We start from the raw sequence: 25,548 nt of genomic DNA, 5'->3' as shown, positions 1-25,548 counted from the left end.
AATAGTTGACGCCGACGTGTCGCATTCGGTGCTACCCATGTCCAGCTCGGTGCTACCCATGTCCGATGACCGCTCCCACGGGGCAACGTCAGTTCGGGGGATCCGGTAGGACGCGTAGATGCCCTCTCCGGCCGGTGCGACCCGGACGGGCCGGGCGCTGCGGGGCGGGGGCGTAGTCGGAATAGCCACGCGGATCGGGTTCCGGTGCGCGACGGCGTAATCCGGCCTCGCGGACGGCCTCCGCGAGTGCGGTGAGATCGTCGTCGTCAGGAGTCGAGCTGGAAAACCCGCCCTCGTGGCGGACCAACTCCCAACCCTTGGGCGCGGTGATCCGGGAAGCGTGTGTTTCGCACAAATCCCAGGAATGCGGTTCCGCGACCGTGACCAGCGGACCGACGACTGCCATCGAGTCGGAGTACACATAGGTCAGCGTCGCAACGGCCGGGTTTTTGCAGCCTGGACGGCAGCAACGACGCATGGGGATCACGCCAAGCAGGGTAACCCCACTCACGCCTCGCCGGTAGCGGACACGCTCAATGACGGGCCCACAGCCTCGGAACCCGCCCGCAGCCGAGCGGAGGGCAAGTTAGATACAACCAGGGGTTAGATTCAAGGTATGACCCGTTCCCGTAAGAGGCGACCGCCCACCGCGCGGTCGGTCATCCGCCGTGGGCGGGGTGTGCGCGGGCCGATGTTGCCGCCGACGGTGCCCGCTCGGCGCACCCGCGGCCAGGAGTTCGACCGGTTGGTGCTGGAGGCGTTCGCGCCGCTGGAGAGTCGCTGGCACGAGCAGCTGACCAAGCTCGACATCGCCGTGGATGATGTGCCGAAAATCCGTCCGCTGCACCCGGATTCGGTGACCTGGCCGGATGAGGTGGTGGCCGACGGGCCGGTGCCGCTCTCGCGGCTGATCCCGGCCGGCGTGGACCGTTACGGGATGGCTACCCGCGCCCGAATTGTCTTGTTCCGCAAGCCGTTGGAACTACGGGCGCAGGACCCCGACGATCTGGTCGACCTGCTGCGCGAGGTGCTCGTGCAGCAGATAGCGACGTACCTCGGGGTCGAACCCGACATCATCGACCCCGAGCCGGAGTAGAGCGAAAAGGGTTGGCGGGCTAGATAATCCCGCGCTTGAGGCGGCGGCGCTCACGTTCGCTCAGCCCGCCCCAGATGCCGAAGCGTTCATCGTTGGCGAGTGCGTATTCCAGGCACTCGTCACGAACCTCGCAGCCGAGGCAGATGCGCTTGGCTTCTCTGGTGGAGCCGCCCTTCTCGGGGAAGAACGCTTCCGGGTCGGTCTGGGCGCACAGCGCCCGTTCCTGCCACTGTTCGGCCTCGGTCATCTGGCGACCGCCGCGCGAGAAAGTGTCGAACATATCCTCGCCACCGGTGACGATCAGGCTCAGCCGCGGTGGCTCGGGCTGGTAGGCGGCTCGCGCCCACTGCCCGCCCCCCGGCCGTGCAGTCGTCATCGGTTCACCCCCCTCGTATCCGTTCCGTTCATCGGCGCAGAAGTCAGGTGCTGCGCCAGTCATGGAATCGGTTCGCGATACACCGCCCGGAATGCCCGACGGGGCCAGCTCTTCGGCCATCGCTCCGCCTCCTCACTGTGTGTTAGCGCAGAATGATTAATCCGCCGGAGCCGATCCCACCGACGGCCCAACACCGCGGCGTAGTCCCGCGGCCATCCCCGAGCTTGACGTCACTCCAGTGCGAACGCTTGTTCGAAAACCCGTCCGCGCCTTGCACTCTCACGCGGACCCGGAATGACATGCCTGTGATTAGACACGCCGGGGACGGCGATGGTCAAGCTGCCGAAGCAATTCCGTTACCATCTCCGACCCCCTTACCCGGTGTTCCCGCAGATCAAACAGCAAATTCATAGCAAATGATCTGTTATCGGGCATCCCTCGCTCACCGCATAGGCTGTGCGGATGTGACTCGAGAACAAGCGGACACGGCGCCCGGCACCGGCCTGCGGATCGCCGTACTGGTCGGCGGAGTCGGCGGCGCGCGGTTCCTGATGGGCGTGCGCGAGCTGCTGCCCGGCGCGGACCTCACGGCCATCGTCAATGTCGGCGACGACGTCTGGATGCATGGGCTGCGCATCTGCCCTGACCTGGACACCTGCATGTACACCCTGGGTGGCGGCATAGATCCCGAACGCGGTTGGGGGCACGCGAACGAGACCTGGCACGCCAAGGAGGAGCTGGCGAAATACAACGCTCAGCCTGATTGGTTCGGGCTGGGGGATCGGGATATCGCCACCCATCTCATTCGCACCGAAATGCTGCGTCAGGGATACCCGCTCTCGGCGGTCACCGAGGCGCTCTGCAATCGGTGGCAACCGGGTGTGAAACTGCTCCCGGCAACCGACGATCGGTGTGAAACACATGTCGTTATCGGTGACCCGGAGAACCCTGGCGAACGTCGCGCGATCCATTTCCAAGAGTGGTGGGTCCGGTACCGGGCGAACGTAGAGACCCATGGATTCGTGACTATTGGGGCAGATGCTGCGAAACCGGGCCCCGGTGTGACGGAAATCATAGAGTCGGCTGACGTGGTGTTGCTGGCCCCTTCCAACCCCGTGGTGAGTGTCGGAAGCATCCTTTCGGTTCCGGGCATTCGCGGCGCACTGCGCACAACGGACGCCAAGGTGATCGGTCTGTCACCGGTGATCGGCGGAAAGCCGTTGCGGGGCATGGCGGATGAGTGCCTGTCGGTGATCGGCGTGGAGACCACCGCGGAGGCGGTCGGCAACTATTACGGGGCGCGCTCGGGCACCGGAATCCTGGACGGCTGGCTCATCCATACCGGAGATGTGGCCGATGTTCCGGGTGTCGAAGTCCGGGCCATTCCCTTGCTCATGACCGACCCCGCCACCACCGCCGAGATGGTGCGTCAGGCCCTCGATATCGCGGGAGTCAAACCGTGACAACGGATTCCACCCAGCCGCCGGCGGATCACGCATCCGGCGGCGAGCTGCGCATTCTGCCCATTCCGGGCCTGCCGGAGTTCCGGCCCGGCGACGATGTCGCGGAAGCCATTGCGGCGCAGGCGCCTTGGCTGGCCGACGGGGACGTGCTGGTGGTCACCAGCAAGATCGTCGCCAAGGCCGAGGGACGCATTGTGAGCGTGCCGAGCGATCCGGAGGAACGCGACGAGGCGCGGCGGCGGCTGGTGCTCGAGGAGTCGGTGCGCGTGCTCGCGCGCAAGAACCGGACCCTTATTACCGAGAACAAGCTCGGCATCGTGCAGGCGGCCTCCGGGGTCGACGGGTCGAATGTCGAGCAGGGCGAACTGGTGCTGCTGCCGGTGGACCCCGACGCCTCCGCCAAGGCATTGCGGACCGCGCTGGCCGAGCGGCTGGGCGTGCAGGTGGCCGTGGTCATTACCGACACCATGGGACGCGCCTGGCGGAATGGTCAGATCGACGCGGCCATCGGATCGTCGGGGTTGCGGGTGCTGCACGACTACAACGGTGCGGTGGATGGCCAGGGCAACGAACTGCACGTGACGCTGGTTGCCGTGGCCGACGAATTGGCCGCCGCCGCGGACCTGGCCAAGGGGAAGCTGGGCGGGGTGCCGGTCGCGGTGGTCCGCGGGTTCGAGTACACCGACGACGGGTCCAATGCCGCGGCGCTGCTGCGCGGTGGCGTGGACGATCTGTTCTGGCTCGGCACCGAGGAAGCCATCGATCTCGGCCGGAAACAGGCCGTGCCGCTGCGACGCTCGGTGCGGGCCTTCGCCGATACCCCGGTGGAACCCGAGGTCATCCGTGCGGCCGTCGCCGCCGGGCTGACCGCGCCCGCTCCCCATCACACCCATCCGGTGCGGTTCGTCTGGTTGCGCGATCGTGCGCGACGCGAGCAGTTGCTGAACGCCATGGCCGAGGCCTGGCGCGCGGATCTGACGGCCGACGGTAAGTCTGCGGAGAGTATCGCCAAGCGAATCGCGCGCGGCCGCATCCTCTTCGACGCACCCGAGGTGATCATCCCGTTCTGCGTGCCCGACGGCGCGCACGACTATCCGGACGAAACGCGCCGCGCGGCCGAGCGGACCATGTTCACCGTCGCGGTCGGCGCGGCGGTTCAGGGGCTGCTCGTTTCGCTGGCCGTGCGCGGCGTGGGCAGCTGCTGGATCGGTTCGACCATCTTCGCGCCGGAGGTGACTCGCCGGGTGCTGGGACTGGAGGCCGACTGGAATCCGCTCGGGGCCATCGCGATCGGCTACCCGCTGGCGGAGCTCGCGACGCGCGAGCCCGGGGATCCCGGCATCGGCCTGGTCGAGCTGTGAGCGCGGAGTCGCTGCACAAGTCGGCCACCGAACTGCTCGAAACCTGGTACCCGGAAACGGGTCCCGAGCAGTCGCTCCGGGAGGCCATGCTGGCGTTCCTCGGGTCCGCGCCGCGCGGGTGCCTGCGGGAGCACGCGGCCGGGCACATCACGGCCTCGGCCATCGTGCTATCGCATGACGAGAGTCACGTGCTGCTGACGCTGCATCCTCGGGTGGGTCGGTGGATTCAGCTGGGTGGGCACTGCGAGGAATCGGATGATTCGGTTGCGGCGGCGGCATTTCGGGAAGCGACCGAGGAGTCGGGGATCGCGGGCTTGACGCTGGTGCCCGGGCTCTACGGGGCGCAGGCGCATCCGATCAAGTGCTCGCTGGGCGTGCCGACCCGGCACCTGGATCTGCTGTTCAAGATCGTCGCGCCGGAAGGCGCTGTGCCGGTGCGGAGTTCGGAGTCCACGGACCTGGCGTGGTGGCCGGTGGACGGGCTGCCCGCCGACGCGGATGTGCTTTTGCGCTGAGTGAGTTCGGGCTTTTGCGCTGAGCGAGTCCATCTCTTCCCCGCTCTGAGGGCCCGTGTTACCTTTCGGTAGTACACGTTCTCAGGGCGGGGTGAAATTCCCCACCGGCGGTAATGGCATCCGGACCGATCCGGGCGCACGAGCCCGCGAGCGCCAGGTGGTTCCGATCGCCTGGGTCGAGCAGATTCCGGTGTGATCCCGGGGCCGACGGTCACAGTCCGGATGAAAGAGAACGCGGCACCGGCACATCCGCCCGCGCGGATGGGCCTGTTCGCGTCTATGCCCTGGGTGACATCGCGAACAGGAGGAATCCCCATGTCACCCAAGTCGAATCGCATCGCCCTCGTCGCCGCGCGCTGGCACAGCGAGATCGTCGACAAGGCGGTGGATGCCGCCAAGGCCGGGCTCATCGAGCGGGGTTATACCGAGATCGATGTGATCGAAGTGCCCGGCGCCTTCGAAATTCCCTTGCAGGTCAAGCGATTGGCGAACCGCGGCTCCTACGCCGCCGTCGCCGGTGTCGCGCTGGTCGTCGACGGTGGTATCTACCGGCACGACTTCGTGGCCTCGACCGTGGTCGACGCCCTCATGCGGGTCCAGCTGGAGACCGATGTGCCGGTGTTCTCGGCGGTGCTGACGCCGCACCACTTCCACGAGCACGGTGAGCACTTGACCTACTTCTCACGCCATTTCGAAACCAAGGGTGCGGAGCTGGCCAATGCCATCGCCGCGACCCTGGCGCTGGACGCGATCGGCGTCTAGCACCAGGGTCTGTGCGGGTCCCGTCGGCGCATACGGGGGGAAGATGCGCCGGCGGTCCCGGTTCCGCCCGGGGGTTGGGGTCAGGCGGGAACCAGGTCTTTTTCGGCGGGCTTGTCGGCCGGGCCATCCTTTTCGGCCGAGGCAGCGTCGGCGGCGTGATCGTCGACCATGGTGGCCTCGTCGAACGGGATCTCACGGTTGAGCACCGCGGTCACCCGGGCCGGGTCGATGGTCTTGGTCCAGGTGCCGACCAGCAGGGTGGCCACGGCATTGCCCGAGAAGTTGGTCAGCGCACGGGCTTCCGACATGAACCGGTCGATGCCGACGATCAGGCCGACGCCGTCCAGCAGTTCCGGCCGGTGACTCTGCAGGCCGCCGGCCAGCGTGGCCAGGCCCGCGCCGGTGACACCGGCCGCGCCCTTGCTGGCGATGATCATGAACAGCAGCAGGCCGATCTGCTCGTGCCAGGCCAGCGGCTTGCCCATGGCGTCGGCCACGAACAGGGTGGCCATGGTCAGGTAGATGGCGGTGCCGTCGAGATTGAACGAATACCCGGTCGGGACAACCACACCCACGGTGGTGCGGTCCACGCCGACATGCTCCATCTTGGCGATCAGGCGCGGCAGCGCCGACTCGGACGAGGACGTCGCGAAGATCAGCAGGTATTCGCGGGCCAGGTAGCGGACCAGCTTGAAGATGGATGCGCCGGTGACCGCCCGTAGCAGGATGCCGAGCACGCCGAAGATGAACACGATGCAGGTCAGGTAGAACGCGACCATCAACAGTGCCAGCTGTTTGACCGCGTCCAACCCGGTGCGGGCCACCACGTTCGCCATCGCGCCGAACGCGCCGATCGGGGCCAGCCACAGGATCATGGTGAGGATCCGGAACACCAGCTTCTGCACCGAGGCCACCCCGCGCAGGATCGGTTCGCCCGCCTTGCCCATCGCCTGAATGCCGAAGCCCACCAGCAGCGCCACGAACAGCGCCTGCAGCACCTTGCCCGAGGTGAGCGAGGACAGCAGCGAGGTCGGGACGATGTCCTCGAGGAACTGCCAGGTGCCGCCCGCGGCCTTCGCGTCGGTCGCGTACTTGGTGACCTCCTTGGCGTGGGCGGCCACATTCAGGCCCGAACCCGGGTGCAGGAGATTGCCGACCAGCAGGCCGATGCCGAGCGCGACCGTCGACATGACGAGGAAGTAGCCGAGAGCCAGGCCGCCGACCTTGCCGACCTTGGCGGCCGCGCGCACCGAACCGATGCCCAGCACGATGGTGCAGAAGATCACCGGGGTGATCATCATCTTGATGAGATTGACGAACAGGGTGCCCAGTTCGCCGACGTTCTTGCCGAATCCGGGAGCCAGCCAGCCGACCAGAATGCCCGCGAGGACGGCCGCTATGACGGCCAGGTAGAGCCAGTGGGTACGGTCTCGGCGCTGTCGTGTTGTCGTATCGCTCATCTTGCTGGCTGCCTCCGGGGTGGGGTGTTCAGCACAGAATCTTGGTTGGCAGAGTGACGGCGGTCACTGTTTCGTAAATTATGTTCATGAAGTACCCGGAGGAAATGTGAGAGGTACCCGCGCCCGGCGCACCCTGGCCGGGCAGGTGTTCGTGGTGCAGGTGCTGGTGCTGGCCGTGGTGATCGCGGCGGGCGCGGTGCTGGCGGTGCTGCAGACCCGGCGCGTCCAGGACGACGCCACCCGGGCGGAGGTCACCGATACCGCGGTGGCGGTGGCACAGTCGCCGTCGACATTGTCCGGGGTGCGCTCGCCGAATCCGACGGTGCTGCTGCAGCCGGTGACCGAGGCGATCCGCAAGTCGACCGGCATGGATTTCATCGTGGTGATGGCCCCGGACCGGACTCGCTACACGCATACCGATCCGTCGCAGATCGGAAAACCGTTCAGCGGCAATATCGATCGGGCGCTGGCGGGGGAGACGTTCACCGAGACCTACACGGGGACACTGGGACCCTCGATCCGGGCGGTGACGCCGGTGCGGGACGCGGACGGGAAGATCGTGGCGCTGGTGTCGGCGGGGGTGACCCGGACCCATATCGGGGCGCAGGTGCGCGAGCAGTTCCCGGTCATCCTGGCGGCCGCGCTGGCGGGTCTGGTGCTGGCCACGATCAGTTCACTGTTGTTGCGGCGCAGGCTGTTACGGCAGACGCACGGGTTGGGTCCGGCCGAGCTACGGGCCTTGTACGAGCATCACGACGCGGTGCTGCATTCGATTCACGAGGGATTGCTGGTGTTCGACAAGTCCGACGAGAACGCCGAAGTGGTCAATGACCAGGCGCGGCTGCTGCTGGATCTGCCGGACGGCCCGATCAAGCGGTCCGATCTGCCGGTGTCGTTGCAGCGCTTGGGGACCGGTGTGGTGCGCGACGAGATGCATGTGACGCCCGACCGGGTGCTGGTGGTGAATCAGGACATCGTGGAGCACGGCGGCCGCCGCATCGGCACCGTGCTGACGCTGCGCGATCACACCGAATTGCGGGACGTGCTCGGCGAACTCGACTCGGTACGCGGGTTCGCCGAATCGTTGCGGGCCCAGGCGCACGAGGCCGCCAACCGGCTGCACACCGTGGTGACCATGGTGGAACTGGGCCGGGCCGAGGAGGCGGTGAACTTCGCGACCGCGGAAATCGAACTGTCCCAGGCCCTCATCGACCGGCTCACCGGCGCGGTGGCCGAACCGGCGGTGGTGGCATTGCTGCTGGGCAAGGTGGAACAGGCCGCCGAGTACGGGGTCGAGTTGACCGTCACCGGGGACACCCTGCTCGACACCACCGACCCGCTCACCCCCAACGAGATGGTCACGCTGCTCGGCAATCTCATAGACAACGCGCTCGACGAGGTCGGGCACGACGAGGACGCGTGGGTGGAAGTGACGGTGCGCCGGGAGGATTCGGACCTGTACGTCCGGGTGGCCGACAGTGGGCCCGGCATGTCGGAGGAGTTGTTCAGCCGGGCCACCGAGCGCGGGTACTCCACCAAGACCGACCACCATGGTTTGGGGTTGGCGCTGGTCCGGCGGCTGGTGGCGCGGCACGGCGGCGAGTTGCGGGCGCGGCGTGAGCCGGAATCCGCGGTGATCGTGAGGTTCTCCAGATGATTCGGGTGCTGATCGTCGAGGACGAGACGAAAATCGCTGCGGCACATCGGTCTTATGTGGAACGGCTGCCGGGCTTCGCGGTGGTCGCCGTCGCGCACACCGGACGCGACGCGATCTCGATCGCGAAAAGGTCACAATCTTCCGGCGTCCCCGTTGATTTGGTGCTGATGGATATCGGCTTGCCGGATATGAGCGGCCTCGCCGTGGCGGCCGCGCTGGCGGGGCTGCGGCCGCGGCCCGACGTCATCGCGGTCACCTCCGCGCGGGATTTGGCCATGGTGCGGGCGGCGGTCTCGCACGGCGTGGTGCTGTATCTGTTGAAGCCCTTCACCTTTGCGGCGTTCCGCGACAAGCTGGAGCGCTATCTGGAGTACCGGGCGGCCCTGCCGGCCGGGGAGACCGCGATCTCGCAGCACGACATCGACCGCGCCTTCGGCGTGCTGCGCACGCCCGACCAGCGCTCCAGCTTGCCGAAAGGCATTGCGCCGCAAACCATGGACGAGGTGTCGCGGGTGGTTCGCGCGGCGGCCGACGGCCTGTCGGCGGGTGAGGCGGGGCGGGCGGTCGGGGTATCGCGGGTCACGGCGTGGCGATACCTGGAGCGTCTGGCCGAAGACGGCGTGGTGGAACGGCGGACCGACTACGGTCGGACGGGTCGGCCGCAGGTGCGTTATGTGTGGTGCCGCTGAGCGGCTGAACCGAGGGTTTGCCAGTGCGCTTGGGTGACTGGCACCACATGAGCAGTTGCACGAGAACCGACTGCTCATGATGTAACAGTTGCCACCTTTCGGCGCGACCACGTGCTGTAACAGCGGCTAAGTTTCAAGATATGTAGCGGCGAGTTGTAAGAGGTATCTGATTAGCGGGGCAAATGTGCAAATGGTTGGCAAACGATCGGGTTCGCCGGATCCGAAACGCCACCTGTGGGTGCTGGGTTTGATCGCACCCGCGAGTGCGTTGTTGCCGTCACAGCTGGTGCTCTATACCAAGCTCACGGTGTTCTGGTGGATCGGTCCGATCATCGTTCTGATCGTGATTCCGGTGCTGGACTGGGTCGTCGGGGAAGACGGCACCAATCCGCGCGACGAGGACTACGAACTACTCAGCGGCGACCGGTATTACCGGTGGTGTACCTACATGTTCCTGCCTGTACAGCTGGCGGGGTTGATAATCGCCGCCTACATGTGGGCCGGAGACGACTTGTCCATCCCCAACAAGCTGGGGTTGGCGGCCACCCTCGGGTTCGTCAGCGGCATCGGCATCAACGCCGCGCACGAACTCGGCCACCGCGTCGAGCACCTGGAGCGCTGGCTGTCGAAACTGGCCCTGGCGCAATCGGCTTACGGGCATTTCTTCGTCGAGCACAACAAGGGCCACCACGCCCGGGTCGCCACGCCGGAGGACCCGGCCAGCGCGCGGATGGGTGAGTCGCTGTGGGAGTTCCTGCCCCGCAGTGTGATCGGCGGTTTCCGTTCGGCAATCGCGATCGAGGGCGGACGACTGCAGCGCAAGGGGCACCGGTGGTTCAGTGTCCACAACCACATCCTGCAGGCGTGGACTATGACCCTGGTGCTGTTCGCCGCTTTGCTGGGCATTTACGGCTGGCGGATCCTGCCGTACCTGGTGCTACAGGCGGTGATCGGTGCCGCGCTGCTCGAAACCGTGAACTATGTCGAGCATTACGGGCTGTTGCGCCGGCGGCGGCCCAACGGCGGCTGGGCGCGCTGCTCGCCGCGCGACAGCTGGAACAGCGACCGGTTGGTCACCAATATCTTCCTGTTCCATCTGCAGCGGCACAGCGACCATCACGCGAATCCGGGACGGCGGTATCAGACGCTGCGCACCACCGAAGAGGCGCCGCAGCTTCCGGCCGGCTACGCCACCATGATTCTGCTGGCCCTGTTCCCGCCGCTGTGGCGCATGGTGATGGACCCGCGGTTGCTCGCGCACTACGCGGGTGATGTGAGCCGGGCCAATATCCAGCCCCGCAAGCGGCAGCGCATCCTCGACGCCTACGACTATCCGGCTGCGGCCTGAGGGTTTTCGCGTATCGACAAACTCCAGCCGACGTGCGTACGCTGTACGCACGTCGGCCGCCCCGTGGGGGGACCAAGTTGGACCGACTAGCCTTAGCGCCAAGCAGCCGACCATGGAGAGGCAGATGACGACAGCCGTGTCCAGCATGATGACCGCAGACGTCCGCAACGGAATCGATTACAAGGTGGCGGACCTGTCACTGGCCGAGTTCGGCCGCAAGGAGATTCGCCTCGCCGAGCACGAGATGCCGGGCCTGATGGCGCTGCGTCGCGAATACCACGATGTGCAGCCGCTGCGGGGCGCGCGCATCTCCGGTTCCCTGCACATGACCGTGCAGACCGCCGTGCTCATCGAGACCCTGGTGGCGCTCGGCGCGGAGGTCCGCTGGGCCTCCTGCAACATCTTCTCCACCCAGGACCACGCGGCCGCCGCGATCGTGGTCGGCCCGCACGGCACCGTCGAAGAGCCCAAGGGCACTCCGGTTTTCGCTTGGAAGGGCGAGACCCTGGAGGAGTACTGGTGGGCGGCCGAGCAGATGCTGACCTGGCCGGGCGAGCCCGCCAACATGATCCTCGACGACGGCGGTGACGCCACCATGCTGGTGCTGCGCGGCGCGCAGTACGAGAAGGCCGGTGTGGTGCCGCCGGAGGACGAGACCCACTCGGCCGAGTTCAAGGTGTTCCTGGATCTGCTGCGCGCCAGCCTTTCCGCTGACGCGACAAAGTGGTCGACGATCGCTGATTCCGTGCGGGGCGTCACCGAGGAGACCACCACCGGCGTGCTGCGGCTCTACCAGTTCGCGGCCGCGGGCGAGCTCGTCTTCCCGGCGATCAACGTCAACGACTCGGTCACCAAGTCGAAGTTCGACAACAAGTACGGCACCCGCCACTCGCTCATCGACGGCATCAACCGCGGCACCGATGTGCTCATCGGCGGCAAGAAGGTGCTGATCTGTGGCTACGGCGACGTCGGCAAGGGCTGCGCGGAGTCGCTCGCGGGCCAGGGCGCGCGCGTCCAGGTCACCGAGATCGACCCGATCAACGCGCTGCAGGCGCTGATGGACGGCTATGACGTCGTCACCGTCGAGCAGGCGATCGGCGACGCCGACATCGTCATCACCTCGACCGGCAACAAGGACATCATCACCCTCGATCACATGAAGGCGATGAAGGGTCAGGCCATCCTCGGCAATATCGGCCACTTCGACAACGAGATCGATATGGCCGCCCTGGAGCGCTCGGGTGCCGATCGCCTGAACATCAAGCCGCAGGTCGACCTGTGGACGTTCAAGGAGTCCGGCAAGTCGATCATCGTGCTGTCGGAGGGTCGCCTGCTCAACCTGGGCAACGCCACCGGCCACCCCTCGTTCGTGATGTCGAACTCGTTCTCCAACCAGGTCATCGCGCAGATCGAACTGTGGACCAAGCCCGACGAGTACGACAACGAGGTCTACCGCCTCCCCAAGCACCTCGACGAGAAGGTCGCCAAGATCCACGTCGAGGCCCTCGGCGGCACCCTGACCAAGCTCACCAAGGACCAGGCCGAGTACATCGGCGTGGACGTGGAAGGCCCGTACAAGCCGGACCACTACCGCTACTGAGTCCAAACCTGCTGTAGCAGCTGAACATTCGGCCGGTCACCCAGGGTGACCGGCCGAATCGCGTCGGTGGCCAGTCAAGCCGGAGGGGGGAGGCGTTGTGTCGGTGTGGATCTCATCGGTGGTCTCCTATCCGACGGCCGGCATGTCGCTGAAGGTGCACCCCGGGGGTAGGCCCCGGCTGAGGTGCACGAGCGTGCAAAAGATATCGAACAGGACGCCGCTGGAGCCCGTGCCGGAGCCTGAGGCCGTGCTGCCGTCGATTGCCGTGGCTGCGGGTACGGGGGTGGGCGGGGCGGCCTGGGCGGGGCCGGTGGCGCCCAGGGCGGCCACGGCGCAGGTGGCCAGGAGGAGGATGAGGCGTTGTGCCAGAGTCGATTTCATCGTGGCTCCTAGCCGTCGAGGCTGGACTTGGGGCCCACGTTGCATGTCTGGGTGGTCGGCTCCCAGTGCAGGGCGAGGAGATTGCATTCGAGCTGGGCCGAGCCCGAGCTGGAGCCGGACGAGTCCGCACCGGCGATCGGGAGGGTGCTGGTCGTCGGCTCGGCGTGGGCGGCTCCGGTGGCGCAGAGGGCGGCGAGGACGCCGGTGGCCAGGAGGAGGGGGAGGCGGTGTGTCAGAGCCGATTTCATCGGGGTCTCCTTGTCGAAGCGTGTTCAAACTGTAAAAGGAACGCGTTTCAGAAAGGTGCCCTGAGTTCTGGGGGCTTGGAAACGACTGTGCCGCCGACGGTTCGGGTCGGCGGCACAGGGGGGTGGCGGGGCTAGACGCAGACGTCGAACACGGGGATCCAGGTCTTGCCGTTGAATTTGCAGATGGCAGCGTTGGCCAGTTCGCTGAAGCTGGAACCGGTGCCGCCGATATTGCTCGAGCCCGAGCCGCCGGAGCCGGAGGGGACCGACGGGATCGACGAACCGGAGTTGGCGACCGGGGTGACAGGCTCGAGGGGGAGCGGGGCGGCCGACGCCGCGCCCGCGGCGGTCAGGGTGGCGGCGGAGAGGGCGGCGGCCGCCAGGGTGGCGGCGGCGAAACGGGTCTTCATCAGGTGTGCTCCTTGCAGGGGGTCTCTGGCTGGACCCTACAAGGGTTGACTTAGTTGCGTTTCAGATTCGGATTGGTAATTTCGGACCGCTTCGGTTACTTCCGGAAGGACTTCGGCAGGGGGTAGCCCTTCGCGTCCATGACGTCGCGCGCCCGGTTCGGGTAGTCGGTGATGATGCCGTCCATGCCCGCGTCCAGCAGCTTGCCGATGGCGTCCTTGTCGTTCACGGTCCAGGGAACCACGGTGATCTTCAGGTCGTGGGCCTTTCGTACGTATTCACCCGCATTGCCGAGCAGCTGATAGTTCGGCGACGAAATGTCCGCTCCCAGAGCCTTGATCGCGCCCAGCGCGTCATCGGCGTGATCCTCGTAGCGAATCGGGCCCAGCCACATGCTGTTCGGCTTGAAGGTGGTGGCGTCGTAGAGGGCGACCGTCGGAATGGCGGCGTTGCGGGCCTTCACCAGTGGCAGACTGCGCCAGTCGAAACTCTGGATCTCGACTTTCGGCGTGGCCCCGGCCTGTTCGATGGTGTCCAGGATGACGTCCACGAATTCCTGCGGGGTGGCGGACTGTTCGGGGTGCTCGGCCTCGACCTTGGTCTCCACGTTGTAGCGCAGGGTGTCGAAAGCGCCCGGATAGGTCTTCACCAGATCGAACAATTCGGGCAGTCGCGCGATCTTGTTGCCCGGAAGCTCCTGCGCGTCGGGGAATCCCGCCAGCTTCTTGCCGCAGTCGAGAGTGCGGACCTGGTCGTAGCTGAGGTCGTGGACCAGTTTGCCGACGTAGGGGTATTGCGGATCATCGGGGAAGGCCGCGGCCGTATCGGTGCACTTCTCGGTCTGGATGATCGGGTCGTGCCAGATGAGCGGGACCTTGTCCTTGGTCAGCACGATATCGAGTTCCAGTGTGGAGACACCCAGTTCGATGGCTTTGGCGAAACCGGGCAGCGACTCCTCGATGGTCATGCCGCGGCCACCGCGGTGCGCTTGAAGGTCGAACGCCCGGTGGGTGTCGGCAGTGGGGGAGGTCGCGGACGAGGAGTTCTTGTCGTTCGAGTTGTCGCTGCAAGCCGTCGCGCCGAGCGCGGCGACCGTGACTCCGAGTAGTACAAAAGCGCGCTTGAGCTGCATTGATGTCACTCCGGTGGAAGTCATGGCCGGACCATAGCAAGGATTCGGTACGCTCCCCTGCATGGGCGCACTGATCGCGATAGAAGGGCTCGACGGCGCGGGTAAGCGCACGTTGACCGATGCTGTCGTCGCCGATCTGACCGCTCGCGGCCTCCGGGTCGCCACCCTCGCGTTCCCGCGCTACGGGGTCTCGGTGCATGCCGATCTCGCCGCCGAGGCGTTGCGCGGCGGCCATGGAGATACCGCCCAGTCCGTGAACGCCATGGCGCTGCTGTTCGCCCTCGACCGGGCCGACGCGCGCGACGAGCTGTCGAAACTGCTGGCGGACAACGACATCGTGCTACTGGACCGCTATGTGGCCTCCAATGCCGCCTATTCGGCGGCGCGGGTGGGGCAGGACGCGCACGGTGAAATCGTGGCGTGGATCGCGGAATTGGAGTTCGAGCGCTTCGCGCTGCCCGCCCCGAATGTCCAGATCCTTCTTGATGTCCCAGTTGATGTGGCCGAGGAGCGTGCGCGCCTGCGCGGCGAGGCCGACAGCGCCCGGGAATTGGACGCCTACGAGAAAGACGGTGGTCTGCAGCGCCGCACCGGTACTGTCTACCGTGAGCTGGCCGAAATCAACTGGCGTGGAAGCTGGTGGGTGCATCGGACCGGTGACGAACCGGCAACACTTGCCGCGCGCCTCGCGGAAATTGTTGCTGGATAGGGTTGGATGTGCGCCGACAGGTCACGAGTGTTGGCGTGGCGGCCGAATCAGAGCCGGAGAGGTGACAAACTAGACGTTATGAAGCCGAAGATTCTGGTCGTCGACGACGATATGGCTCTCGCGGAGATGCTCACGATCGTCTTGCGGGGTGAGGGTTTCGACCCGCACGTCGTCGGAGACGGCACGCAGGCATTGACCGCGGTTCGGGAGCTGCGCCCGGACCTCGTGTTGCTGGATCTCATGCTGCCCGGCATGAACGGCATCGACGTGTGCCGAGTGCTGCGAGCCGATTCGGGAGTGCCCATCGTGATGCTGACGGCGAAGACCGATACGGTCGACGTCGTCCTGGGTTTGGAAAGCGGCGCCGACGATTACATCGTCAAGCCGTTCAAGCCGAAGGAACTCGTTGCTCGGGTGCGGGCCCGCCTGCGCCGCACCGAGGAAGAGCCGCAGGAACTGTTGTCCATTGCCGACATCGTCATCGATGTGCCCGCGCACAAGGTGACTCGCGGCGGTCAGCAGATCTCGCTGACTCCACTGGAATTCGATCTACTGGTGGCGCTGGCCCGTAAGCCACGCCAGGTGTTCACCCGCGAGGTGCTCCTCGAACAGGTCTGGGGCTACCGGCATGCCGCCGATACCCGCCTGGTCAACGTGCACGTGCAGCGGTTGCGCGCCAAGGTGGAGAAGGATCCGGAGAACCCCGAGATCGTGCTGACCGTGCGAGGTGTGGGCTACAAGGCCGGACCGCCGTGATCGCTGGTTCCAGAAACCGCGTTCAGCGGTTGCTGGCGGTAGTGGTGGCCTGGTTCCGCAATCTGGGCGAGCAACTGGGCCACGTGTGGCGGCGTTCGCTGCAGTTGCGTGTTGTCGTGTCCACACTCACCCTGTCGCTGATCGTCATCACGATTCTCGGAGTCGTGCTGACATCTCAGATCACCGACCGGTTGTTGGACGCGAAGATCAACGCGGCCGTCGAGGAGATGGGCCGCGCCCGCATCACCATTCAGAATCAACTTGCGGGAGTGCACGATTCGGGCACCCCGCAGAGCCGTTTGGACGATGCCCGCCGCGCGCTGTTCTCCAGCGCCGGCGGGACCCAAACCGGCGGCGCCGCAGGCAGTTATGAGGCCGCGCTGGCCATGACGGGGGACAGCGGGCAGGAGATCACCTCGGGTGCCATCCAGGAGATCCCCACCGAGCTGCGGCAATTCGTCAAGCAGCGCCAGGTCTCCTATCAGTTCGCGACCGTGTCGAGCCCGGATGGGTACAAGGGCTCCGCGCTGATCATCGGCAGTCCCTCCGCCGATATCGATTCGCTGGAGATCTATCTGATCTTCCCGCTCACCAATGAGCAACGGAGCCTGTCGCTCATGCGCGGCACCATGCTCATCGGCGGCATCGTGCTGCTCGTCCTGCTGGCCGCGATCACCGCGCTGGTGACCCGACAGGTGGTGCTGCCCATCAGATCCGCGGCGCGGATCGCGAGTCGTTTCGCCGACGGACGACTCAAAGAGCGCATGCTGGTGCGCGGTGAGGACGACATGGCCAGGCTGGCCATGTCGTTCAACGAGATGGCCGAAAGCTTGTCCAACCAGATCACCCAACTCGAGGAGTTCGGAAATCTGCAGCGACGCTTCACCTCCGACGTCAGCCACGAACTGCGCACCCCGTTGACCACCGTGCGCATGGCGGCCGACCTCATCCACGGATCCAGCGACGACCTGGACCCGGCGCTGGCGCGTTCGGCCGAACTGCTCGTCAACGAACTCGACCGCTTCGAGGGGCTGCTCAACGATCTGCTCGAGATCAGCCGCCACGACGCGGGTGTGGCCGAGCTGCAAGTGGAATCGCTGGACGTGCGCATGTGCGCGCGGGCCGCGGTCTCCACGGTGCGGCACCTGGCCAAGGAATCCGGTGTGGAACTCGTGGTCGACATGCCCGAGGAACCCCTTGTCGCCGAGGTGGATCCGCGCCGCGTCGAGCGGGTGCTGCGCAACCTGCTCGCCAATGCCATCGACCACAGCGAGGGCAAGCCGGTGCTGATGCGCATGCGCGGCGACGCCGACGCCAACGCGGTCGCCATCGTGGTGCGCGATCAGGGCGTGGGGCTGCGGCCCGGCGAAGAGAAGCTGGTGTTCAACCGGTTCTGGCGCTCGGACCCGTCGCGCATGCGGCGCTCCGGCGGCACCGGGCTGGGATTGTCCATCAGCGTCGAGGACGCCAACCTGCACGAGGGCAAGCTCGAAGCCTGGGGCGAGATCGGCGTGGGCGCGAGCTTCCGGCTCACCCTGCCGCTGGTGCGCGGGCGCAAGCTCGGGCAGAGCCCACTGTCGTTGGATCCGCCCAAGATTCGCGGTGCGGTGTCGCCGGAACAGCTGGCGCTCGACATCGCCGGATCGGATGCGACGCCGGAGGCCATCGCCTCCGCGGCCGCCGTGCTGGAATCCGCGCCCGCCCCATTGGAATTGGAGGCCGGCAACGGTGTGGCCGAGGCCGGGGAAGCCGGATTCGATGCCATCGCACCGGAATTCCCGTCCGCGACCAATGCTGACGGGCAGTCATGAAAGCTCCCAAAGCCCGCCTCCGGCGGGCTCTGGTCGCATTCGGCTGCCTGTGGATGGTGGCCGCCTGCGCGAGCCTGCCCGACTCCTCGGCTCCGCAGGCGTTGGGCAGCCTCGACCACCAGCCCACCAGTACCGCACCCACCCCGCCCATCGCCGGGCGCGAACCAGAACAGCTGCTGCTGGACTTCCTGCAGGCCACCGCCGATCCGAGCAATCGGCATCAGGCGGCGCGCCAGTTCCTGTCCCCGGCGGCCAATGTGCAGTGGGACGACGCGGCGACCACCACCATCGTGGACTCCCAGCCCAATACGCTGCGGGAATCCCGCACCGGGGACGCCGCCACCTACGTGATCCGGGCCCGCAAGATCGGTGAGCTCGCCACCGACGGCTCCTACCGGGCGGCCGACGGCACCCTGGAGACCAAGATCGACATGGAGAAGATCGACGGCCAGTGGCGGATCAAGGATCTGCCGTCCGGCGTCATCGTCGAACAGGCCGCGTTCTCCAAGTCCTACCACCGGTATTCGCTGTTCTTCCCGAATCTGGCGGGGCTGGCCATGGTGCCGGACCTGCGCTGGATCTCCGTGCGCAAGGATCAGCTGGCGCAACGACTGCTGAGCCTGCTCGGCGAGGGGCCGCAGGCCGCGCTGGCGCCGGCCGTGCACAACCCGATGAGCGCGCCGATCGCGCTGCGCGGGCCGATCACCAAGGCCAACGGCGATCCCGAGAACGTCGGCGTCGGCGGCGGCGGGGTGGGTGTCGACTTCTCCGGCGCGACCCCGCTGGACCCGCCCACCCGCGACCTGATGGCCACCCAGGTGGTGCTGACCCTCTCCAGCGCCGACGTGCTCGGGCCGTATCTGCTCAACGCCGACGGCAAACCGCTCGACGAGAAGTTCGCCAACGGCTGGCAGCGCGCCGACGTCGAGGCCAAGAGCCCGGATGTGATCGCCCGCAACCGCGTCGGCCTGCACGCCGTGCGCGACGGCTCACTGGTCGCGGTCACCGACACCGGAATCGTGCCGGCCCCCGGCTTCTTCGGCACCACCCATACCTTGCAGTCGGTGGGACTCTCGCCCGACGGGCAACTGGTCGCCGCGGTCGCCAAGTCCGGCCGCCCCGACCCGGAACCCGAACGCACGCTGATCATCGGCACCTACGACGGGCAGGGCGGCTTCCCGGTCGCCACCGGCGGCACCTTCACCCGGCCGTCCTGGCCCGCCGACGGCGGCTCCGCCTGGTCGGTGGTGGACGGGGATCGGGTGATCCGGGCCGTGCACGACCGCAGCACCGGCAATGTGTCCGTGCAGGACGTCGACATCGCCGAACTGGTGGCGGCGGCGGCGAATTCGACCTCCCCGCGCACCCCGATCACCGAGCTGCGCATCTCGCCGTCCGGGGCGCGAGCCGCGATCATCGCCAACGGCAAGGTGTACGTGGCCGTGGTGGTGCCGCAGCCCAACGGAAAATTCTCGCTGACCTCGCCGCTGCCGCTGGCCATCGGGCTGAGCACGCCGGCGGTGTCCATCGACTGGCTCACCGACGAGAAGGTCGTGGTGGGTCGCGACGGCAATGTGGATCCGGTGGCCGGAGTCCTGGTGGACGGCTCCGAGTTCCGGCCCCAGACCTCGCAGAACCTGACGCCGCCGGTGCGGGTGCTCAGTGCCGCGCCCGATCAGGAGTATGTCGCCGACTCGCGCGCGGTGCTGGAACTGACCCGCAATCCCGAAGGGCGCGAGGACTACTGGCGCGAAGTTCCGGGATTGGGGGCCAACGCGGTCCCGGTGCTGCCCGGCTAGGCGCACACTGGGGGCATGGGGGAGCTGCTGGATCTGATCCTGCCGCGCGCCTGCGGCGGGTGTGGCCGGGCGGGGACGGCTTGGTGCGCCCGATGCGCGGATGCCTTGTCGGGACCGCCGATTCGCATTCGCCCGCGTGCGGATCCCGGCGTGCCCTGTTGGGCCCTGGGGACGTACCGGGGTGTGCCGCGGGCGGCCGTGCTGGCCGTCAAGGAGCATTGCCGGTGGGACCTGACAAAGCCGTTGGGCTTCGCGATGGCCAGGGGACTGGATCATTTGCGGGACACCGCGCGTCCGTTGATATTGGTCCCCGCGCCGACTCGGCGCGCGGCGGCACGCCTGCGGGGAGGCGATCCGGTGGCACGTACCGGAGGCGTCGCGGCGAGTTCGCTGCCGGGTTGCCGACTGGTACGTATGTTGGGCATGCGGCCAGGTGTGCGCGACTCGGTGGGCCTGGGACACCGCGATCGCCAGCACAATCTGCACGGGCGGATCATCGTAGCCACCACCCGGCCGCCGGGTGTCCTTTTTCCGGCAAATGCCGAGGTAGTGCTGATCGATGACGTGTTGACCACCGGGGTCACGATGCGTGAATCGGTGCTTGCGCTGGCTGAGGCGGATGTGACTGTTCGTGCCGCGCTGGTTACCTGCGCGGCTTGATTCTTCGAAATTTGCGTGAACACTGGCGGACAGGTCGCTGGCGCACTAGGTTGGCGATCAGACACCCGAACCGCAAGTTTGGAGGTGGCGCCTCGGACCCTATGTGCCGAGCGAATCATTCGATCGGCACACGTTTCAATCCCGCCGCACGAGCGGCTTGTGCGGCCAGATCCGGGAGGTACGCGTGACGACTACTTCACGACTCTCAGCGAAGAACGCAGACACCGCGGTCTTGCTCGATGACGATGTCATCTCAGACGATTTGCCCAGTCGGGCGACCAAGGCGGATGTCGTGGTCAAGGGCCGGACCCTCGGTGAGGGTGGAGTCCCCGACCATTTCCGAATTCATGTGGCGGACAAGCTTTCTCGCTTGGAGCGCTTCGACCCCACCATCTACCTCTTCGATGTGGAACTCACCCACGAACGCAACCGTCGTCAACGCAAGAATTGCCAGCGGATAGAGATCACCGCCCGCGGCAAGGGTCCGGTCGTCCGGGCCGAAGCCTGCGCGGACAGTTTCTACGCCGCCCTCGAGCAGGCGGTCGAGAAGCTGGAGAGCCGATTGCGCCGGCTCAAGGACCGCCGTCGCGTCCATCACGGGGACAAGACACCGATCTCGGTGTCGGAAGCCACCGCCGGACTGCTCGACGAATCCCTGTTCGCCTCGAACGGGTCGGTCGCCCATGATCATTCGGCTGCGGAATCCGACGGCGAATCCGCCGGTCCCGGCCACGTCGTGCGTGTGAAGCAGCACCCTGCCATACCCATGACGGTCGATGACGCCCTCTATCAGATGGAGCTCGTCGGCCACGATTTCTTCATGTTCCAGGACAAGGAGACCGACCGACCGTCGGTTGTCTACCGTCGCCACGCCTTCGACTACGGGCTGATCAGGCTCGCTTAGTCGGCGGTTTCGGAACATCTGCCCCTTTCGACCGGGGTCTCGGGACAGGCCCCGGTCGACTATGACCCTCCACGCACCGGCTCTTGCTGTTACGCGCTGTATCAGTTAAAACTGGCTCATGGCTAAACCAGGCGCTCGCCGTGCTGTCATCGTCGCCGGGGCGCGAACCCCCTTCGTGCGGGCATTCACCGATTTCACTCGGATGGACTCCATCGATCTGGCCGACACCGCCGTGCGCGGTCTGCTGGAACGCACCGGACTGCCCAAACAGGACGTGCAGTCGATCGTGTGGGGCGGGGTCATCCTGCCCAGCGCCGCGCCGAACATCGCGCGGGAGATCGCACTCGACCTCGAGCTGGATCCGGGCTGCGAGGGGTACACCGTCACCCGCGCCTGCGCCTCCGGGCTGCAGGCCGTGGTGTCGGCGGCCGCCGCCATCGAGCGCGGCGAATACGACATCGTGATCGCCGGTGGCAGCGACTCCACCAGCAATGCCGAGATCAAGCTGCCGCAGAAGCTGGTGCACGCGGCCGCGCCGCTGGCCCTGGGCAAACCCAAGGCCAAGGACTACCTCAGCGCGGCAACACAACTCGCGCCGTTCCTCGACCTGATGCCGAAGCGGCCGCAGATCGCCGAACGCACCACCGGTGAGGTGATGGGCGAATCGGCCGAGAAGATGGCCCGCATCCACGGCATTTCGCGTGGGGCACAGGACAACTTCGCGGCCACCTCGCATCACCGGGCGGCGGCGGCCATCGAATCGGGGCGCTTCGACCGCGAGGTGCTCTCGGTGTGCACACCCGACGGCGTGGCCGTCTCCCGCGACGGCCTGGTCCGGCGCGACACCAGCCTGGCCAAACTGTCCAAGCTGGCACCGGTTTTCGCCGAGGACGGCACCGTCACCGCGGGCAACTCCAGCCCGCTCACCGACGGCGCGTCCGCGGTGCTGCTGATGAGCGAGGAGAAGGCCCGCGCCCTCGGCTTCGAACCGCTCGCCGCCTTCCGCTCCTGGAGCTTCGTCAGCGTCGATCCGCGCGACCAGGTCCTCATCGGCCCCGCCATCTCCATGCCCCGCGCCCTGGACAAGGCCGGAATGTCCCTCGCGGACATCGATTTCGTCGACATCCACGAGGCCTTCGCCGCCCAGACCCTCTCGGTCGTCTCGGCCCTGGCCAGCCACGAATGGGCCAAGACCCGCCTGGACCGCGACACCGCCGTCGGCACCATCGACCCGGCCAAGCTCAACGTCCACGGCGGCTCGGTCTCCCTCGGCCACCCCTTCGGCGCGACGGGTGCCCGCATGGTCACCACCATGGCCAACGAGCTTGCGCTCACCGGCAAGTCGACCGCGCTGCTCGGCATCTGCGCGGCCGGCGGCATCGGAGCCTCGGCGGTGCTGGAGCGCGTCTGATCCGACCGTTACGGCGCGAATGTGTCTTCGCGCAGGTAGGCCCCGGTTCGCGGTAGCGGATCGGGGCCTTTTCGGCGTCGGGTGGATGTCGTTGGTGGTGAACCGGTGTCGAATGGGTATCCAGAGGGGGATGAGGCGAGCGGAGGTGGATCATGGTCGGGCGGACGATGATCGGGGCCGCGGCGATCGGGATCGCGGTCGGTGTCGGTATGAGCGGGATGGGAAGCGCTGCGGCGCAGCCACTCCCCGCGACCGGGTCGGACGGCGGGCAGCCGGTGTCCGACTACGATCTCGGGCAGCGCCTGCGCAATGCCGAACAACACGCCGGTGAACGGGTTTCCGTCTACGGGCTGGTGTATTCGGATGCGGCCGTGTGGACCCTCGCCTTCGTGCACGGCGGGCCGACCGACTACTACACCATCGACGGCTCGCGGGTGGAGCTCGCCGGACCGGTCGGCACGGCCCTCACGCAGGGAGACGTCTTCACCGGCACCATCACCATCACCGGCAAGGCCGACTCCGGTGACCCCGTGGTCACCCTCGACGACGCGTCCGTCATCGGACACCGCCCTACCGAGCCGCCGCGCTGACACAATGAACCGGTGGGATTCCGGGAGTGGAAGCAGGCGGTCTCGCACGGCGACAGTGATCGCGCCATCGCGGTGCGGATGGGGACCAATCAGATGCGGGTGTCGCGGCATCTGAGCGGGGACGCACCGGTGGCGGAGACGGTCATCGCGTTCAGCCGCACCTATGACGTGAGCCCGGTCGAAGGGTTGATCGCGGCCGGATTCTTGACCCGTGACGACATTCTGCGCGCCTCGTTGGTCGAGGCTTTGCGCGAGGCGACCGGCGCGGAACTGGCTGCCGAGGTCACCCGGCGGCTCGCGGAACCGGGGCAATAGCGAATTCGGGGCAATAGCGGATTCGGGAGTGCTCTGTCGGTCACATGTGACGGACAGAGCAGATTCGCATGACCGCATCGCTGTGAACGGGTCATTCGTGTTTGGAAATGCCGCTTTTGGTGGCCCCGGTCACGCCGTTTACTGAGCGCGCTCATCTTGGACAGTTGACCATTCGGGCCTAGCGTCGGTGGTGCAAAGCGAATCAATGCACGAAAGCCGGTGTTTTCCGATGTCTGTTCGTAAGATCGTTCTTTCCTCTGTCGTCGCCGTTCCCGTGGCCGCCGCCGTCGTGCTGGCCGGAGCCGGAACCGCCTCCGCCGCCACCGTTTCCGATCCCGCCCCGATCTCGGATGTGCAGCGTGACCCCACCACCGGAATTCCGGTCGACACCCTCAACCGCATGGGGCAGACCGCTGCCGCCGGTGCGGGCATCGGCGCGGTCGCCGGTGGCGTCGCGGGCGGTGTCGCCGGTGGCGTCGTCGGCCTGCCGCTGGGCCTGACCGGTGCCGCGATCGGTGCGGGCATCGGTAGCGGAATCGGCACCGGGACCGGCACTGCGGCCGGTGCGGTCGCCGGTGCGGGCGTGGGTGCCGTTCCGGGTGCCGCCGCCGGCCTGACCGCCGGCACCGTGATCGGTGGCGTCGTCGGCTTCGCCGCCGGCGAGGCCATCCCGGTCGCCGTCGGTGCCGCCGGTGGCGCCCTGGTCGGCGCGGGTGTCGGTGCCGCCATCGGCGCGGGCGTCGGCTACGCCCAGTCCCCGCAGCACTGAGCCCGATTCATCGAACCCCTTCGAGCGCGAAACCCCGGTCCGCCTGTGCGGATCGGGGTTTCGCGTATGCGCGGGGCCGTGCGGTCAGGCCGGTTCGATCAGGTGGATGCCGAGGTCGAGGGTGAGGGTTTTGCCGATCATGCCGCCGAAGGAAGGACCGACACCGAATTCGGTGCGGTCCAGAGCGCCGGTGGCGGTGAAGGCGATGGCCTGACGGCCGGTCACCGGGTGCGGGCGCAGGCCGTTCCAGGCGGCCGACAGCGTGAGTGGGCGAATTCGGTCGGCGAAGGCGACCTCGCCGTCCACCTCGAAGGATTCGCCGATGACGACCGGCGCGGGCGCGCGGAAGGTCATGGTCGGCCGGTTCTCGACATCCAGGAAGTCGGCGTGGCGGACGTGGTCGTCGCGCTTGGCATTGCCGGTGTGGAAGGAATCCAGGTGGATGGTGGCTTCGATGGCGGCCGCACCGGCGTCGTCCACCACGAATTCGGTGTCGAAGCGCTGGAATTCACCGCGCACCTTGATCAAGCCGAAGCTACGCAGGGTGAAGGCGACGGTGGAGGGCGCGAGGTCGAGGGTCCAGCGGCCGGGGGCCAGGGTGATGCGGGTCGAAGTCGTCATAAGTTGACTGTGGTCCGCTTGCTCGCCCGCAACCAGACCGGCTTGATCCGGGGACTGCCGGTCCGTGGCTAATCGTCCACGCGTGCGGTGAATTGATCCCAGTGGATGGCGGATTCGAGTGGGCGGCGGGTGCGCCAGCCGAAGCGTTCCAGGTCGGGGACCTGCTGGAATTCGTCGACCGGGCCGACACACAGCCACGCGACCGGCTTCACACCGGCGGGGAGGTCGAGCAGATCGACCAGGAAGGGCTCGTCGTAGAAGCTGACCCAGCCGACGCCGACGCCCTCGGCGGTGGCGGCGAGCCACAGATTCTGGATGGCCAGGATGGTCGAGTAGATGCCGGTTTCCGGCACGGTCGCCCGGCCCAGCACGTGGGTGCCGCCGCGAGCCTGATTGTGCGTCACCACGATTCCGGTGCCGCTCTCGACAATGCCCTCGATCTTGATCGGATTGAAGGCCTCCGCGCGATCGGCGGGCAGCGCATCGCCGAATTGCTGCCGCTTCTCCGCGACATGATCGGCGAATTTGTTCAGCGTGGCCGGATCACGCAGCACCACGAAGTCCCAGGGCATGGAATTGCCGACGCTGGGGGCGCGATGGGCGGCCTCGAGAATGCGCAGCAGGGTGGCATCGTCGACCACCTCACCATTGAATTCGGCGCGGACATCCCGGCGCAGGCGGATCGCGTCGTAGACGCTCAGACATTC

General features: G+C 66.9%; 28 protein-coding genes and 1 riboswitch. Of the genes, 19 read left to right on the top strand and 9 right to left on the bottom strand.

The genetic code is table 11. The annotated features are described in order from the left end of the window. Window positions 1-88: 88 nt before the first annotated feature. On the bottom strand, window positions 89-478 hold the full coding sequence (locus tag ACFXHA_RS30310) for a DUF3499 domain-containing protein (RefSeq protein ID WP_379362691.1): 390 nt from the start codon (window positions 476-478) through the stop codon (window positions 89-91). 138 nt (window positions 479-616) lie between these two features. Here ACFXHA_RS30310 and ACFXHA_RS30305 point away from each other — a divergent pair, with 138 nt between their 5' ends. Next, window positions 617-1,096 carry a metallopeptidase family protein gene (locus ACFXHA_RS30305; protein ID WP_379362388.1) on the top strand — a complete coding sequence of 160 codons (480 nt, stop codon included), beginning with the start codon at window positions 617-619 and terminating at the stop codon, window positions 1,094-1,096. A 19-nt stretch (window positions 1,097-1,115) separates the two neighbouring features. On the opposite strand, the gene ACFXHA_RS30300 is transcribed toward ACFXHA_RS30305, so the two are convergent. Further along, window positions 1,116-1,376, bottom strand: coding sequence for a WhiB family transcriptional regulator (locus tag ACFXHA_RS30300; protein ID WP_167659837.1), 261 nt, complete (start codon window positions 1,374-1,376; stop codon window positions 1,116-1,118). A 599-nt stretch (window positions 1,377-1,975) separates the two neighbouring features. Between ACFXHA_RS30300 and cofD the strand changes: the two genes are divergently transcribed. The 4 genes from cofD to ACFXHA_RS30280 all read left to right on the top strand — a co-directional run bounded on the left by cofD (window position 1,976) and on the right by ACFXHA_RS30280 (window position 5,573). Next, on the top strand, window positions 1,976-2,935 hold the full coding sequence (gene cofD / locus ACFXHA_RS30295; protein WP_379362690.1) for a 2-phospho-L-lactate transferase: 960 nt from the start codon (window positions 1,976-1,978) through the stop codon (window positions 2,933-2,935). Beyond that, window positions 2,932-4,296: a coenzyme F420-0:L-glutamate ligase gene (locus tag ACFXHA_RS30290; RefSeq protein ID WP_379362387.1), complete on the top strand. Its 1,365-nt coding sequence runs from the start codon at window positions 2,932-2,934 to the stop codon at window positions 4,294-4,296. Before cofD ends, ACFXHA_RS30290 begins: the two co-directional genes overlap by 4 nt. Next, window positions 4,293-4,811, top strand: a complete 519-nt coding sequence (locus ACFXHA_RS30285; protein WP_379362386.1) for an NUDIX hydrolase — start codon at window positions 4,293-4,295, stop codon at window positions 4,809-4,811. Before ACFXHA_RS30290 ends, ACFXHA_RS30285 begins: the two co-directional genes overlap by 4 nt. A gap of 73 nt (window positions 4,812-4,884) precedes the next feature. After that, window positions 4,885-5,049: riboswitch (FMN riboswitch) on the top strand. 77 nt (window positions 5,050-5,126) lie between these two features. Next, window positions 5,127-5,573, top strand: coding sequence for a 6,7-dimethyl-8-ribityllumazine synthase (locus tag ACFXHA_RS30280; RefSeq protein WP_379362385.1), 447 nt, complete (start codon window positions 5,127-5,129; stop codon window positions 5,571-5,573). Window positions 5,574-5,653: 80 nt separating this feature from the next. Here ACFXHA_RS30280 and ACFXHA_RS30275 read toward each other — a convergent pair whose 3' ends face one another. After that, on the bottom strand, window positions 5,654-7,033 hold the full coding sequence (locus ACFXHA_RS30275; RefSeq protein ID WP_379362384.1) for a cation:dicarboxylate symporter family transporter: 1,380 nt from the start codon (window positions 7,031-7,033) through the stop codon (window positions 5,654-5,656). Between the two features lie 106 nt (window positions 7,034-7,139). Here ACFXHA_RS30275 and ACFXHA_RS30270 point away from each other — a divergent pair, with 106 nt between their 5' ends. From ACFXHA_RS30270 to ahcY, 4 genes are all read left to right on the top strand, one after another. Beyond that, the gene (locus ACFXHA_RS30270) at window positions 7,140-8,690 is read left to right on the top strand and encodes an ATP-binding protein (RefSeq protein WP_379362383.1); all 1,551 of its coding nucleotides are present in this window, start codon (window positions 7,140-7,142) and stop codon (window positions 8,688-8,690) included. Next, window positions 8,687-9,379, top strand: a complete 693-nt coding sequence (locus tag ACFXHA_RS30265; RefSeq protein WP_379362382.1) for a response regulator — start codon at window positions 8,687-8,689, stop codon at window positions 9,377-9,379. Before ACFXHA_RS30270 ends, ACFXHA_RS30265 begins: the two co-directional genes overlap by 4 nt. A gap of 190 nt (window positions 9,380-9,569) precedes the next feature. Further along, window positions 9,570-10,727, top strand: a complete 1,158-nt coding sequence (locus tag ACFXHA_RS30260) for an alkane 1-monooxygenase (RefSeq protein ID WP_379362381.1) — start codon at window positions 9,570-9,572, stop codon at window positions 10,725-10,727. A gap of 124 nt (window positions 10,728-10,851) precedes the next feature. Beyond that, on the top strand, window positions 10,852-12,327 hold the full coding sequence (ahcY, locus tag ACFXHA_RS30255) for an adenosylhomocysteinase (RefSeq protein WP_379362380.1): 1,476 nt from the start codon (window positions 10,852-10,854) through the stop codon (window positions 12,325-12,327). A gap of 126 nt (window positions 12,328-12,453) precedes the next feature. Here ahcY and ACFXHA_RS30250 read toward each other — a convergent pair whose 3' ends face one another. The 4 genes from ACFXHA_RS30250 to ACFXHA_RS30235 all read right to left on the bottom strand — a co-directional run bounded on the left by ACFXHA_RS30250 (window position 12,454) and on the right by ACFXHA_RS30235 (window position 14,520). Beyond that, complete coding sequence (locus ACFXHA_RS30250; protein ID WP_379362379.1) at window positions 12,454-12,708, bottom strand: hypothetical protein; 255 nt, start codon at window positions 12,706-12,708, stop codon at window positions 12,454-12,456. A gap of 8 nt (window positions 12,709-12,716) precedes the next feature. Beyond that, a complete protein-coding gene (locus tag ACFXHA_RS30245) occupies window positions 12,717-12,956 on the bottom strand; it encodes a hypothetical protein (protein WP_379362378.1) in 240 nt (79 codons plus the stop codon). Window positions 12,957-13,087: 131 nt separating this feature from the next. Then, the gene (locus ACFXHA_RS30240; protein ID WP_379362377.1) at window positions 13,088-13,366 is read right to left on the bottom strand and encodes a hypothetical protein; all 279 of its coding nucleotides are present in this window, start codon (window positions 13,364-13,366) and stop codon (window positions 13,088-13,090) included. Window positions 13,367-13,461: 95 nt separating this feature from the next. Next, the gene (locus ACFXHA_RS30235; protein ID WP_379362376.1) at window positions 13,462-14,520 is read right to left on the bottom strand and encodes a glycerophosphodiester phosphodiesterase; all 1,059 of its coding nucleotides are present in this window, start codon (window positions 14,518-14,520) and stop codon (window positions 13,462-13,464) included. A gap of 37 nt (window positions 14,521-14,557) precedes the next feature. On the opposite strand from ACFXHA_RS30235, the gene ACFXHA_RS30230 reads away from it, so the two are divergent. The 10 genes from ACFXHA_RS30230 to ACFXHA_RS30185 all read left to right on the top strand — a co-directional run bounded on the left by ACFXHA_RS30230 (window position 14,558) and on the right by ACFXHA_RS30185 (window position 24,220). Beyond that, window positions 14,558-15,205, top strand: a complete 648-nt coding sequence (locus ACFXHA_RS30230; protein WP_379362375.1) for a dTMP kinase — start codon at window positions 14,558-14,560, stop codon at window positions 15,203-15,205. A gap of 78 nt (window positions 15,206-15,283) precedes the next feature. Then, a complete protein-coding gene (gene mtrA / locus ACFXHA_RS30225) occupies window positions 15,284-15,961 on the top strand; it encodes an MtrAB system response regulator MtrA (RefSeq protein ID WP_029931579.1) in 678 nt (225 codons plus the stop codon). Next, on the top strand, window positions 15,958-17,772 hold the full coding sequence (gene mtrB, locus ACFXHA_RS30220) for an MtrAB system histidine kinase MtrB (RefSeq protein ID WP_379362374.1): 1,815 nt from the start codon (window positions 15,958-15,960) through the stop codon (window positions 17,770-17,772). Before mtrA ends, mtrB begins: the two co-directional genes overlap by 4 nt. Then, entirely contained in the window at window positions 17,769-19,571 is a 1,803-nt protein-coding gene (gene lpqB, locus ACFXHA_RS30215; protein ID WP_379362373.1) for an MtrAB system accessory lipoprotein LpqB, read from the top strand. Before mtrB ends, lpqB begins: the two co-directional genes overlap by 4 nt. A gap of 15 nt (window positions 19,572-19,586) precedes the next feature. Further along, a complete protein-coding gene (locus ACFXHA_RS30210; protein ID WP_379362372.1) occupies window positions 19,587-20,231 on the top strand; it encodes a ComF family protein in 645 nt (214 codons plus the stop codon). Between the two features lie 232 nt (window positions 20,232-20,463). Beyond that, complete coding sequence (hpf, locus tag ACFXHA_RS30205) at window positions 20,464-21,135, top strand: ribosome hibernation-promoting factor, HPF/YfiA family (RefSeq protein WP_379362689.1); 672 nt, start codon at window positions 20,464-20,466, stop codon at window positions 21,133-21,135. A gap of 118 nt (window positions 21,136-21,253) precedes the next feature. After that, entirely contained in the window at window positions 21,254-22,546 is a 1,293-nt protein-coding gene (locus ACFXHA_RS30200; RefSeq protein ID WP_379362371.1) for an acetyl-CoA C-acyltransferase, read from the top strand. A 152-nt stretch (window positions 22,547-22,698) separates the two neighbouring features. Next, window positions 22,699-23,136: a hypothetical protein gene (locus tag ACFXHA_RS30195; protein WP_379362370.1), complete on the top strand. Its 438-nt coding sequence runs from the start codon at window positions 22,699-22,701 to the stop codon at window positions 23,134-23,136. A 12-nt stretch (window positions 23,137-23,148) separates the two neighbouring features. Then, on the top strand, window positions 23,149-23,451 hold the full coding sequence (locus tag ACFXHA_RS30190) for a hypothetical protein (protein ID WP_379362369.1): 303 nt from the start codon (window positions 23,149-23,151) through the stop codon (window positions 23,449-23,451). 229 nt (window positions 23,452-23,680) lie between these two features. Continuing rightward, on the top strand, window positions 23,681-24,220 hold the full coding sequence (locus ACFXHA_RS30185) for a hypothetical protein (protein ID WP_379362368.1): 540 nt from the start codon (window positions 23,681-23,683) through the stop codon (window positions 24,218-24,220). 84 nt (window positions 24,221-24,304) lie between these two features. Here the strand turns inward: ACFXHA_RS30185 and ACFXHA_RS30180 are convergent, their stop codons facing one another. Next, on the bottom strand, window positions 24,305-24,841 hold the full coding sequence (locus ACFXHA_RS30180) for a YceI family protein (RefSeq protein WP_379362367.1): 537 nt from the start codon (window positions 24,839-24,841) through the stop codon (window positions 24,305-24,307). Window positions 24,842-24,909: 68 nt separating this feature from the next. Next, a complete protein-coding gene (gene bluB / locus ACFXHA_RS30175; RefSeq protein WP_379362688.1) occupies window positions 24,910-25,542 on the bottom strand; it encodes a 5,6-dimethylbenzimidazole synthase in 633 nt (210 codons plus the stop codon). Window positions 25,543-25,548 lie beyond the last annotated feature (6 nt).

The sequence above is a fragment of the Nocardia sp. NPDC059240 genome (genome assembly GCF_042753865.1).
Classification (GTDB): Bacteria; Actinomycetota; Actinomycetes; order Mycobacteriales; family Mycobacteriaceae; genus Nocardia.
This window is presented reverse-complemented; position numbering and strand designations above follow the sequence as displayed.